Genomic DNA, 12,249 nt, shown 5'->3' with positions numbered 1-12,249 from the left:
CCCGACCGACCACCGCTGCCGACCTGCCGTCCCCTGACCGGCACGGTCGGCGCGGTCAGCCGCCCTTTCCCCCCGGGGCGGCGCGAGAGGCCGTGTGCTCCCCCAGCACGCGGCCTCTCGTCGTCCCCCGGACGCGGTCCGGCGGACGGGCCGAGCGGTCAGCGGTCGGCTGCCGCGAGCGCGCGCGCCTGGGAGTGGAACGCGAGGATCTGCAGCTCGCTGCCCACGTCCACCCCGCGCACGTCGACGTCCGCCGGCACCTGGAGCGCACGCGGCGCGAAGTTGAGGATCTCCTTGACGCCCGCGGCGACGACGCGGTCCGTCACGGCCTGCGCGTGCGCCGCCGGCGTGGCGAGGACGACGATCGTCACGTGCTCCCGGGCCACCACGTCCTCGAGCGCGTCCACGTGCTCGACGACGATCCCCGCCGCGCGCGTCCCGACCACCTCGGGCGAGGCGTCCAGCAGGGCCGCGACGTGGAAGCCGCGCTGCTCGTACCCCGAGTAGTTCGCGAGCGCGTGCCCGAGGTTGCCGATCCCGACGATCGCGATCCGGTGCTCGTCCACCAGCCCGAGCGCCTCGGTGATGTACTGCGCCAACGAGTCGACGTCGTAACCCACGCCGCGCGTACCGAACGACCCCAGGAACGAGAGGTCCTTGCGCAGCTGCGCCGGGCCCACGCCCGACAGCTCCGCGAGCTCGACCGACGACGTCGTCGTCACCCCGCGCGCGACGAGGTCGCGCAGCGCACGCAGGTAGGAGGGGAGCCGCGCCACCGTGGCGCTCGGGATCCCCGGGACCGTCACCTCACCGACAAACTGCTCAGCCACCTGCCACCACCGTCGTCCCGGGACCGTCCTCGTCGACGGTCGCTCGTGCGTACCCGGTGCCGATCATCCCAGGTCCGGGCGCGCGCCCGAAATCCGTCCCACCGCACGCGCCAGCCGACGCGCGTCGACGCGCCAGAACCCCTGCTGCACCCCGGCCACCGTGACGACCGGGACGTACTCGCCGTACTGCTCGCGCACCGCCGGGTCCGTCGCCGGGTCGTCGAGGTCCACCTCCGCCCACGCCACGCCCGCGCCGTCGCACACCTGTGCGACGACGGCCCGTGCGTCGTCGCACAGGTGGCACCCGGCACGGCCGTACAGCAGGACGGGCACGGACGGCTGAGCGGCACTCACCGTCCCAGGGTAGAGGCACGTCCCACGGGCGCCGATAGAGTGGACGGCATGCCGACGTCCCCCGGGCAGCCGCCCGCCCGCCGCACGGCGGCGTTCTTCGACGTCGACAACACGATCATCCGGGGCGCGTCCTCGTTCCACCTCGCCCAGGCGCTGTACCGCCGGGAGTTCTTCTCCACCACGGACCTCGTCCGGTTCGCCGCGCACCAGGCGCGCTACCTCCTCCTGGGCGAGAGCCGCAAGCAGATCGACCGCATCCGGTCCCGCGCGCTCGACCTCATCGCCGGTCGCTCCGTCGCCGAGATCACCGCGATCGGCGAGGAGGTCTACGACACCGTCCTCTCGCTGCGCATCTACCCCGGCACGCGCCGGCTCCTCGACGAGCACCTCGCCGCGGGCAACCAGGTGTGGCTCGTGTCCGCGACGCCCGTCGAGATCGGCGAGCTCATCGCGCGACGGCTCGGCACCACCGGGGCCCTCGGGACCATCGCGGAGCACGAGGACGGCTTCTACACCGGCCGGCTCGTCGGCGACCTCATGCACGGTCGCGCGAAGGCCGACGCCGTGCGCGCCCTCGCCGAGCGCGAGGGCATCGACCTCGAGGCCTCCTACGCCTACGGCGACTCGCTCAACGACGTCGCGATGATGAACGCGGTCGGGCACCCGTGCCCCATCAACCCCGACGCGCGGCTGCGTCGGCACGCTCAGGACGTCGGCTGGCCCATCCGCGAGTTCCGTGGCCGACGGCGACGCGTCGCCCGCAGCGGCGTCCGCACCGCGAGCTGGGCGGGCGCCGTGTGGGCGGGGGCGCTCGTGCTGCGGTCCGTGCGGCGCGCCGTCGACCGGCGGATCGCGCGGCTCTGACGGTCGTCGCGCGGCTGGGGTCGTCTCCGGGGGCGGCGTGGGGGTGTGCGCCCGACCTACCATCCGCGCCGCTCGTCCCTCGCGACGCTCCCGCCAGGCACGCCACGGTCGGGCGCACACCCCCACGCCGCCCCCTCGTCCTGTTCGTCACCATGTCGGGCGCACCCTCCGCCGCCCCACCTCGTGCCCGTCACCCTGGGCGGACGGCTCCATCGGACGACTGGTGGCACGCAGCGAGCCCGGTCACCCCTCGTCGGGGTGCCGGGCTCGGCGGTCGGCGCGCGTCAGGACGCGCGCGACGTCACTTCTTGTTACGACGCTGGTGGCGCGTCTTGCGCAGCAGCTTGCGGTGCTTCTTCTTGGCCATACGCTTGCGGCGCTTCTTGATGACGGAGCCCATACGGTCCTCGCAATGCTTGATCGGTGCTGGTCGGCAGCTGGTCGGCGGGCGGCGGCCGGCGACGGAACGATCCGAACCGGTCGAGCGACTGCCGTGTGGTCCACGGTTGATCAGGTTTCGTGGACCACGAGCCGACCAACACGAGAGAAATCCGCCCCTTAGCCTACCTGCTCGCGCCGGTGGCCTCGAACGCGGGCCGTCAGTCGAAGTGCGGGTCGAGGCCGAGGTGGGGGAAGACGGCCCGCCGGGTCGCGAGCACGGCGCGGTCGACGGCGTCGTCGGGATCGAAACCGGCGGCCCAGGGACGCCAGTCGACGTCCGGGCCGAACGACGGCGGCGCGTCGTAGCCCGCGACGTCGGCGACGAGCTCGCGCCACGGCGCGGGCAGCTCGCGGTCGGCCGGCACGGGGGCGTGGACCACCTCCCCCAGGACCGCCGACCACACGAGGGGCACGACGCGCGCGATCGCGTAGCCCCCGCCGCCGAGCGCGAGCCACCGCCCGCCCGTCAGCTCGTGCGCGAGCTCGTGCATCCGGGCCGCCGCCGTGCGCTGCGCGGCGACGGACACGTCGAGGTCGGACAGGGGGTCGTCGCCGTGGGCGTCGCACCCGTGCTGCGTGACGAGCACGTCGGGGCGGAACGCGCGCAGCACCGGCGGCACGACGGCGTCGACCGCGCGCAGCCACCGGGCGCCGTCGGTCCGGCGCGGGAGCGCGACGTTGACCGCGGTGCCCTCGGCACCCGGACCACCGACGTCGGTCGCGTGGCCGGTCCCCGGGAACAGGGTCGCGCCGCTCTGGTGCACGGACACGGTGAGCACGTCGGGGTCGTCCCAGAACACCTCCTCGACGCCGTCCCCGTGGTGCGCGTCGAGGTCGACGTACGCGACGCGCCCGACGCCCTGCGCGCGCAGGCGCCGGATCGCGACCGCGGCGTCGTTGTACACGCAGAACCCCGACGCCGCGCCGGGCTTCGCGTGGTGCATGCCGCCCGCGACGTTGACCGCGTGCAGGGCGGCCCCCGAGGCGATCGCGTCGGCCGCGGCGCACGAGCCGCCGACGATCCGCGCCGCCGCCTCGTGCATCCCCGGGAAGACCGGGTCGTCCTCCGTGCCGAGCCCGCGGTGCGGGTCGGTCGTGCCGTGGTCCGACGCCGCCCGGACCGCGGCGACGTACGCGGCGTCGTGGACGAGCGCGAGCACGGCGTCGTCGGCCGGAGCCGGGCCGACCACGTCGACGTGCGCGCCGTCGAGGAGGCCGAGGTCGCGCGCGAGCCGCATCGTCAGGTCGAGCCGGGTCGGCGCCATGGGATGGCCCGGTCCGAAGTCGTAGCCGAGCAGCTCGGGCCCCCAGACGACGTGCGCACGGCGGGGTCCGGCGTCGGCGACCGCCTCCGCGGCTCGCGGCGGCGTCGGCTCGGTGCTGGGCATGGCTCACGGTATCGCCCGGTGGGGCGACATGACGCACCCCGGGTCGCGTGGCAGAGTTGCGCTCGTGGTGCGACCGAAGCCTGCGGGCTCGAACGGCTGGGGGGACCGATGCCGTCAGGGCTGACCGGTCGCCTCTACATGGGTCGCGAGATCGTCGACCGCCTCGCCCGCCAGTCCCCCGCCCGGCTCGCCGTGACGGTCTTCGCGGCGGTCATCGCGTTGTTCACGGCGCTCCTGCTGGCGCCGTGGGCGACCGCGTCGGGTCGCTCGGCGTCGTTCGTCGACGCGCTCTTCACCGCGACGTCGGCCGTGTGCGTGACGGGCCTCGTCGTCGTGCCGACGGGCACGTACTGGTCGTTCTACGGCCAGGTCGTCATCCTCGTCGGCATCAAGGTCGGCGGCCTCGGGGTCATGACGCTCGCGTCCATCCTCGGCATGGCGGTCTCGCGCCGGATCGGGCTGACGCAGAAGCTCCTCACGGCGTCGGAGACGAAGACGACGCGGCTCGGCGAGGTCGGCTCGCTCGTGCGCGTCGTCATCATCACCTCGACGTCGCTCGAGCTGCTCATCGCGCTCCTGCTCCTGCCGCGGTTCATCGTGCTCGAGGAGTCCTTCGGCGAGGCCGCGTGGCACGGGATCTTCTACGGCATCTCGGCGTTCAACAACGCGGGCTTCATCCCGACCGAGCAAGGCCTCATGCCCTACGTCGGGGACTGGATGCTGTGCCTGCCGATCATCCTCGGGGTGTTCATCGGCTCGCTCGGGTTCCCCGTCATCCTCAACGTCCTGCGCAACCGACGCCGCGCCGCGAAGTGGAGCCTCCACACCAAGCTGACCCTGACCATGAGTGCCGCCCTGGTGGTCGTCGGGACGGTGCTGTTCGCGGCGCTCGAGTGGGGCAACGAGGGGACGCTCGGGCCCTTGTCCTGGGGCGAGAAGCTCCTGGCGTCGTTGTTCGCGGGGGTCATGCCCCGCTCCGGCGGGTTCTCCACCGTGGACACCGGACAGATGCACGAGGCGAGCTGGCTCATCACGGACGCGCTGATGTTCGTCGGCGGCGGGTCCGCGTCCACCGCGGGCGGCATCAAGGTCACGACGCTCGCCGTCATGCTTATCGCCATCGTCTCCGAGGCCCGGGGAGACCGGGACATGGAAGCGTTCGGCCGCCGCATCCCGCGCGAGACGCTCCGCCTCGCGGTGGCCGTGTCCTTCGTCGGCGCGACGGCGGTCCTCCTCTCGAGCCTGCTCCTGCTGGAGATCACGGGCCTGTCCCTCGATGTCATCCTCTTCGAGACGATCTCCGCGTTCGCGACCGTCGGCCTCAGCACCGGGATCACGCCGACGCTCCCCGACGCCGGGAAGTACGTGCTCGTCGCCTTGATGTTCATCGGCCGCACGGGAACGATCACCTTTGCCGCCGCGCTCGCCCTGCGGGACCGACGCCGCATCGTCCGCTACCCCGAGGAGCGGCCGATCATCGGCTGATGTCCCTGCCGCGCAGGCCTACGCTTCGACGACGACTCCACCCCCAGGAAGGCCGTACCGTGACCGACCCCCTCTTCCCGGCGAACGCCGACGACCGCCTCCCGGCCGACCCCGTCGCCCGGCGCATCGTGGAGCGAGGTCGCTCCGAGCGGGCGCGGCGCGACGAGGCGAGAGCACCCCGCAAGGACGCCGGCGTGCTCGTCGTCGGCCTCGGCCGGTTCGGCACCGCGATCGCGGTGACGCTCGACAGGCTCGGCCAGGACGTGCTCGCCGTGGAGCGCGACCCCGACCTCGTGGCGCAGTGGAGCGGTCAGATCCCGCTCGTCGAGGCCGACGCGTCGAACCCCGTCGCGCTCGAGCAGCTCGGGGCGCGCGACTTCCCCGTCGCCGTCGTGGGCGTCGGGACGTCGCTCGAGGCGAGCGTGCTCATCACGGGCAACCTCGTCGACCTGGGGACGCCGCAGATCTGGGCCAAGGCGATCTCCGCCGAGCACGGCCGCATCCTCCAGCGCATCGGCGCGCACCACGTCGTCTTCCCCGAGGCGGACGCCGGGGCGCGCGTCGCGCACCTGGTCTCCGGCAAGCTGCTCGACTACATCGAGGTCGAGGACGGATTCACGATCGTCAAGATGCGCCCCCCGAAGGAGGTGCAGGGCTTCACGCTCGCGCAGTCCAAGGTGCGCGAGCGCTACGGCGTCACCGTGATCGGCGTGAAGTCCCCCGGCGAGGAGTTCCTCTACGCCACGCCCGAGACCCGCATCAGCGCGAACGACCTCCTCATCGTGTCCGGGCACGCCGAGCTGCTCGAGAGGTTCGCCGCGCGCCCGTGACGGTCGGTCAGCGGGCGGCGACGCCGAGGTGCCCGAGGACCTCCGCGAGCGCCCTCGGGAGCGTCGCGCGCCCGGCCGCCCACTCGTCGTAGGCGAGGTAGAAGGCCGCGATCCCGACCTCGGCCCACAGCGCGGCCTCGAGCGGCGCGACGCCGGGCAGCGCCCGCCGGAGCGAGTCCGCGACCAGCTCGCGCATCCGGGCACGCTTCGCGAGGTCGCGCTCCACGAGCTCGGCCGAACCGGCGATCACCTGCGCGCGGGCCACGGCCTCGGAGCGGCTCGTCGGCCACCGCTCGGCGAGAGCGCGCAGGGCGCGGACCAGGACGTCCCGCGGCGGGTCGTCGGGCGCGGCCGCGGCGAGGGCGTCGTCGACGACGCCGAGGATCGCCTCCTCGTGCCCGAAGACGAGGTCGGACTTCACCGCGACGTACCGGTGCACCGTGCGACGTGCGACGCCGGCGGCGTCGGCGATGTCTGCGACCGTCACGGCGTCGTACCCACGCTCGAGGAACAGTCGCCACGCGGCGTCGGCCACCTCCTCGCGGCTGCGGGCGAGCTTGCGGGCCCGCAGCGACCCGGGCGCCGCCTCGTCGGTCTCGCTCATGGAGGCATTGTGTCACAGCGAGACATATGACACTGTGTGCCACATGACACCCGATGCCACTTCCCCGGAGCCCGCTCCCGTCGTGATCACCGGAGGGACGAGCGGCGTCGGCCTCCGCACCGCCGGTCGGCTCGTGCGAGCAGGCCACCCCGTCGTCCTCACGGGGACACGCCCCATCGGGGTCGCTCGCGCCGCCGAGACCACAGGGGCGAGCGGGGTCGTCCTCGACCTCGCGTCACCGGCCTCGGTCGATCGTGCCGCGGACCAGATCCTCGCTCGCGCGGGCGACCACCTCGGGGCCGTCCTCCTCAACGCCGGCACCCAGGTGTCCGAGCCGACGACCACGCCCGACGGGCTCGAGATCACCATCGCGGTCAACCACGTCGGCCACGTCCAGCTCTGGGAACGTCTGCGTGCGGCGGCACGCGTCGACCGTCTCGTCGTCACGTCGTCCGGGACGCACGACCCCGCGCAGCGCACCGGGATGCCCGAACCGCTCCCCGTGGTCCTGGACGACCTGGTGCGGCCTCCGACACCCGGCATCACCGCGTCCCTGCGGCGCTACCCCACGTCGAAGCTCGCGAACGTCCTCACGGCGTACGAGATCGCGCGACGCTCGCCGCGTACCACGGTCGTGGCCTACGACCCCGGGCTCATGCCCGGCACCGGCCTGGTGCGGCACCAGCCGACGTGGTTCCGGACTGTGTGGCGCGGCGTCGGCCCCCTGCTCGCCGTGCTCCCCCGCGTCACGACGCCCGCGGCGTCCTCCCGGCACCTCGCTGCGCTCGCCGACGGCAGCCGGCGCGTCCCGACCGGCGTGTATGTCAGCGGCGGGCGGGTCGTGCCGTCCTCCGCCGCGAGCCACGACGAGGACGTCGCCCGCAGGCTCTACGACGACACCCTCGCGCTCGTCGAGCGCCGACGTGCAGCCGTCGCGTGACGCGCACGACGAGACCCGGCCCGCACCCCGAGGGGTACGGGCCGGGCAGGGACCCGAGCGACGCCGGCACGCCGCCCGGGGGTCTGTGGCGGTGACGGTCAGCCGCAGTCGACGGCGTCGAACGCGGCCTCCAGAGTGGTGCTCACCTCCTCGCCGTCGACCGTCGCGCTGCCCGTCACCGTGACGGTGCCCGCGGGGGCCGACACGGCGCGCACCGCGAACGACTGGTACGCCGCCCGTCCCGGCGCGACGTCGGCGAACGTCTTCTGGCCATAGGGAGTCGACAAAGTCACGTCGACGGGCCCGTCCACGACGCCACCTGAGGTGTTCGTCGCGCGTACGGCCACGTAGGCCTTGCCCGCGAGGCAGCGCGGCGTCGCCTCGACGGCGAGGTCGATCGACGGCTCGGCGCCGAGCGCCGGCAGGACCACCTGCCCGCGCACCTCCTCGTTGCCCGCCGCGTCGGTCGCCGCGAACTCGATGACCTGCTCCTCCTCGGTGAGCGCGCGCGTGAACGGCTCCGAGTAGGTGCCCCAGAACGTGCCCGGGCCCTCCCACTGGATCTTGTCCACGCCCGAGCCCGCGTCGGTCGCCGCGAGCGTGATCTCGACGCTCGTGCCGAGGTCGCGCACCGTCGCGGTCGTGGCGGGCGCGACGGTGTCGACCCGCAGGTCGCGCGTGCCCTCGCCCACGTTGCCCGTGTCGTCGGTCGCCCGTACCGCGACGGTGTGCTCGCCGTCGTCGAGCGTGAACGGGCCGTCGTAGGCGGCCCACGCACCGCCGTCGACCGCGACCTCCACGACCGGGCTCGCGTCGCGGTTGTCCGTCGCGACGACCGTGACCGTCGGGGCGTCCACGTACCAGCCCGACGTCGCGGGGCCGGGCTGGGCCGAGACGACGACCGTGGGCGGCGTGGTGTCTTCGCCCGTGTCGGGCGCGAGGACGAACACCGTCGCCTCGGCCGCGAGGTCCGTGCCCTCGACGTCGCCCGCCACGAAGAACAGGCCGTCGGGCTCGGCGTAGTCCGCCGGGTCGACCGCCTCCCAGGTCACCGGGATGCGGCTGTCCTTCGACGCGTCCTCGTACGCGGCGGTCACGGTCGCGGGGAGCACCGGCGCCGTGCCCGCGAGCGTCACGACGCTCACGTAGTCGACCGCGGCGATCTCGCCCGGGTCGCCGTCGCGCACGTGCACGGTCCCGCTCACGGGCTCGACGAGCGCGGGCGACGTGCCGCTCACGTCGAACGCGCCGGGCGCGGCCACGTCCTCGACCGTGACGTCCTCCCAGTCGACGTCCACGGTCTCGACACGCCCGTCCGTGAAGATCGCGTCGATCTCCGCGGGGAGGTCGGGCAGCACGCCGACGTCGGTCGGGATGTGGACCGGCGAGTGGTCGATCGGACCGTTGGGGTCGACGGGATCCGGCTCCTCGACGCCGCCCGTGCCCCACAGCTCCCACTCCGAGACCCCGACGGCGGAGTAGCTCGTCGAGGTCGTGCCCTGCAGCGCCTGGAACGTCGCGCGCACGCGCGTCGTCGTCACCGCGTCGAACGTCGTCTCGTTGGTCTCGAGGCGCGCCGTCGGGAAGCCGCTGGGGTTCGGGAGGTCGACGAACGCGCCCGCGTCCTCGTCCCAGTACTGGATCGTCCAGGACGCCGGGACGCGCACGTTGTCGCCGTTCGCCTCGGTGCCGTCGGACCAGAACCGGAGCACCGAGCGGTCCACGGTGACCGGCGCGGGCCACGAGTACTCGAGCCACTGCGACGCCGGCCGGTCGCCGCTCCACGTCGCCCAGGTCGCGTCGTGCGCGCCGCCCTGGCTCACGCCGGCGCCGTCGTTCACGGCCTCGACCTTGTTCCAGGACGCCGTGTAGCTCGCCTCCGGCGTCCCGAGGAGCGCCACGTTCGACGGCTCGGCCTCCGCCGCGGCGACGAGGCCGTCGGCCGGCTCGCCTGCCGCGGCCCAGGCACCGACGCCCGCGCCCGTGACCACGAGGGCGAGCGCCGCGACCGTGGCGACGACGCGACGTCGGGCACGCGGCGGACCGGCCTTCGGGCCGCCGAGGGGGATCAGCACGGTCCCGTCCGCACCGCCCGATGAGATGCTGCGTCGCGCGCTCATGCCAGCCTCGCCTTCCCCGCCGTGACCAGGATCCTCTGCCCGTCGCGGCGGCTCAGGAGGCCGTCCGCGGTGAACTGCTCGACCGTGCGCTGCACCGTCGCGAGGAAGGCCGCGCGGTCCGCGAACCCGCCGTCGCCCCAGACCACGTCCAGGAACGACGTGCCGTTCGCGCGCTGCGCGTTCGTCACGCCGCTGTCCAGGCCCGCGAAGACGACGCGCGGCTCGGACCGCTCGACGTACATGTGGTACTGGGTGTCGTCGCCCGACCACGCGGGCTCGAACGTGGTGCTGCCGAGCCGGAAGTACCCGTCGCCGAGGTCCGTGAACGCGCCGTCGAGCGTGCCGTCGAGACCCAGGTGGGCGTAGAGCGAGAGCTTGAGGTACTCGCGCGACGCGCTGCGCGCGAGCAGCACGCTGGGCCCGTTCTCGATGCTCTGGATCGCGGGGTTGTCGATCGTCGGCACCGCGCGGATGCTCAGCGGCATGTCGATCTCGACGACGTCGCCGGGCGCCCACGAGCGCGAGACGCTCAGATAGGTCCCGGGCACGGCGTCGAGGTCCTGCACCGCGCCGTTGACCCGCACCGTGAAGCCCTTGCGCACCCAGCCGGGCACGCGCAGGCGCAGGTCGAGCTGCCCCGACCCGTTCACCGTGAGGCGGCTCGACCCGACCTTCGGGTACTGCGTCTCCTGGACGACCTCGAATCCCTTCTCCTCCCACGCGAGCGTCGACGCGAGGTAGAGGTTGACGTACAGCGCGCTGCCGCCGACCGTGCGGAAGTAGACGGAGTCCCGGTACTTCACGTGGTTCTCGAGCCCGGTCCCGCCGCAGCACGTGCCGGTGTTGCCGTACTCGCGACGCGTGCCGGGGTTGACGCCGTACATGTAGGTGACGTCGGGGTTCGTGTCCGACTGCGTGTTCTTCTTCGACCCGACGATCTGGTTGAGCAGGCCGCGCTCGTAGTACTCCATGTACTTCGGGTCGAGCGTGTGGAAGAACAGCAGGCGGCTCAGCTTGAGCATGTTGTACGTGCCGCACGTCTCGGCGTTGCGCGCGCCGATGTCGCCCGCGACCGTGTTCGGCGGGCCGAACAGCTCGCCCTCGCCGTGGCCGCCGTGCGCGTAGGTGCGCCCGGGCACGACCATGCCCCAGAACCCCTCGACCGCGTCGAGGTACCGCTGCTCGCCCGTGAGGTCGTGGACCTTGAGGTAGCCCGGGAACTGCGGGATGTGCTGGTTCGCATGCTTGCCGTTGAGGGTGTCCGTGCCCGCCGCGCTCGCGTCGACGAGCGTGTTGAGGTCGAACAGCCGGGCCGTGGCGACGTATGTGTCGTCGCCGGTGATGGCCGCGAGGTCGGCGAGCACCTCGTTCATGCCCCCGTACTCCCCCGCGATGTAGATGCCCCACATGCGGTCGAGCTGGGCCTGCGGCAGCACCGAGAGCCGGCCGTGCACCCAGTCCGCCATCGACGTCGCGATCTCGAGCGCCTGGTCCGAGCCCGCGAGGCGGTAGGCCTCCAGGAGACCGGCCATGATCTTGTGGCACGTGTAGTACGGCGCCCAGATCTCGCCGTAGGGCGCGTACTTCTCGAGCTGGCTGAACTGCCACTCGCCGTAGGCGGCGAGGAAGCCCGGGTGGCTGAACCGCCCCATGTCCGCGAGCGCCGTCTGGACCTCGCCGAGGCCCGCCACGATCTGGTCCACCTTGTCCTGGAAGACCGTCTCCCCCGTGCTCGCGTACGCGAGGGACACCATGGACAGGAAGTGCCCGCCGTAGTGGCCGCGCAGGAGGTTGGCGGTCTGGGTGTTCGCGCGGCCCGGGTAGTCGTCGGGCCCCCACGGCTGCTCGTTGGCGTGGCCGAAGCCCTCCCAGCCGCCCGGCGCGCTCGCGCCCCTCGTGTCGAGCCCCGCGTTGCGCCGGAACACCGCGAGGACCCGGTCGACCGGGTACACGCGGGCCAGGTGCAGCATCTGGTCCTGGGACCGCGTCGCGACGCTCGGCGCGAGCGTCACGTCGGACATCGAGAACGGCTCGGCGGCCCAGCCGTCGAGCGTGATCGACCGGTCGAGGGACCGCAGGAAGCCGCGGCTCACGGGTGGCGTCGTCGGGACGAACGCCGCGGGGACGGCCGGTGGTGCCGCGGCGGCGCCCCCGGCGAGGGCGACCGCACCGGCGGTCGCGCCGGCGGCCAGCGCGCCGAGCCGCAGGACGGACCGGCGCGAATAGGTCGAGTCGTGCACAGGCATGTCTGCTTCGCTCCTTCTCACTCGTCGTCGAGTGGTGGAAGCGTCGTCGGCGGCAAGGAGGGAAGTCCCGCGTTCCGACGCTCGTGCAGGGGTTTGCTCGCGAGATGGAGGTTTTGCGCCGAGGGAAGGAGAGCTCCCTCCCCCGGC

The 12,249-nt window shown here is 73.3% G+C and carries 11 protein-coding genes; 4 read left to right on the top strand and 7 right to left on the bottom strand.

Annotation, left to right across the window (positions count from 1 at the left end; genetic code table 11):
- Positions 1 to 158: 158 nt before the first annotated feature.
- Together AC4H2G_RS00675 and AC4H2G_RS00670 are read right to left on the bottom strand one after the other, a co-directional pair.
- Positions 159 to 830 carry a redox-sensing transcriptional repressor Rex gene (locus AC4H2G_RS00675; protein ID WP_463106123.1) on the bottom strand — a complete coding sequence of 224 codons (672 nt, stop codon included), beginning with the start codon at positions 828 to 830 and terminating at the stop codon, positions 159 to 161.
- Positions 831 to 893: 63 nt separating this feature from the next.
- Positions 894 to 1,184, bottom strand: coding sequence for a glutaredoxin family protein (locus AC4H2G_RS00670; RefSeq protein ID WP_494363854.1), 291 nt, complete (start codon positions 1,182 to 1,184; stop codon positions 894 to 896).
- A gap of 48 nt (positions 1,185 to 1,232) precedes the next feature.
- Between AC4H2G_RS00670 and AC4H2G_RS00665 the strand changes: the two genes are divergently transcribed.
- The gene (locus tag AC4H2G_RS00665; protein ID WP_494363853.1) at positions 1,233 to 2,048 is read left to right on the top strand and encodes an HAD family hydrolase; all 816 of its coding nucleotides are present in this window, start codon (positions 1,233 to 1,235) and stop codon (positions 2,046 to 2,048) included.
- A 301-nt stretch (positions 2,049 to 2,349) separates the two neighbouring features.
- On the opposite strand, the gene AC4H2G_RS00660 is transcribed toward AC4H2G_RS00665, so the two are convergent.
- Positions 2,350 to 2,448: a 30S ribosomal protein bS22 gene (locus AC4H2G_RS00660; protein ID WP_003792170.1), complete on the bottom strand. Its 99-nt coding sequence runs from the start codon at positions 2,446 to 2,448 to the stop codon at positions 2,350 to 2,352.
- A gap of 199 nt (positions 2,449 to 2,647) precedes the next feature.
- Positions 2,648 to 3,877 (bottom strand): acetoin utilization protein AcuC, encoded by a 1,230-nt coding sequence (locus AC4H2G_RS00655; protein ID WP_494363852.1) that lies wholly within the window; start codon positions 3,875 to 3,877, stop codon positions 2,648 to 2,650.
- A gap of 108 nt (positions 3,878 to 3,985) precedes the next feature.
- On the opposite strand from AC4H2G_RS00655, the gene AC4H2G_RS00650 reads away from it, so the two are divergent.
- A complete protein-coding gene (locus AC4H2G_RS00650) occupies positions 3,986 to 5,362 on the top strand; it encodes a TrkH family potassium uptake protein (protein ID WP_494363851.1) in 1,377 nt (458 codons plus the stop codon).
- Between the two features lie 128 nt (positions 5,363 to 5,490).
- The gene (locus AC4H2G_RS00645; protein WP_494364102.1) at positions 5,491 to 6,192 is read left to right on the top strand and encodes a potassium channel family protein; all 702 of its coding nucleotides are present in this window, start codon (positions 5,491 to 5,493) and stop codon (positions 6,190 to 6,192) included.
- Between the two features lie 7 nt (positions 6,193 to 6,199).
- On the opposite strand, the gene AC4H2G_RS00640 is transcribed toward AC4H2G_RS00645, so the two are convergent.
- Positions 6,200 to 6,796 (bottom strand): TetR/AcrR family transcriptional regulator, encoded by a 597-nt coding sequence (locus AC4H2G_RS00640; RefSeq protein WP_494363850.1) that lies wholly within the window; start codon positions 6,794 to 6,796, stop codon positions 6,200 to 6,202.
- Between the two features lie 43 nt (positions 6,797 to 6,839).
- Between AC4H2G_RS00640 and AC4H2G_RS00635 the strand changes: the two genes are divergently transcribed.
- Positions 6,840 to 7,736, top strand: a complete 897-nt coding sequence (locus tag AC4H2G_RS00635; RefSeq protein WP_494363849.1) for an SDR family NAD(P)-dependent oxidoreductase — start codon at positions 6,840 to 6,842, stop codon at positions 7,734 to 7,736.
- 98 nt (positions 7,737 to 7,834) lie between these two features.
- On the opposite strand, the gene AC4H2G_RS00630 is transcribed toward AC4H2G_RS00635, so the two are convergent.
- A complete protein-coding gene (locus AC4H2G_RS00630) occupies positions 7,835 to 9,856 on the bottom strand; it encodes an OmpL47-type beta-barrel domain-containing protein (protein ID WP_494363848.1) in 2,022 nt (673 codons plus the stop codon).
- Positions 9,853 to 12,102 carry a glycoside hydrolase family 127 protein gene (locus AC4H2G_RS00625; RefSeq protein WP_494363847.1) on the bottom strand — a complete coding sequence of 750 codons (2,250 nt, stop codon included), beginning with the start codon at positions 12,100 to 12,102 and terminating at the stop codon, positions 9,853 to 9,855. Before AC4H2G_RS00625 ends, AC4H2G_RS00630 begins: the two co-directional genes overlap by 4 nt.
- Positions 12,103 to 12,249: the final 147 nt, after the last annotated feature.

Source organism: Cellulosimicrobium sp. BMG9.23 (assembly GCF_059159985.1).
Note: the sequence above shows the minus strand (reverse complement) of the source record. Positions and strands in the feature narration are given on the sequence as shown.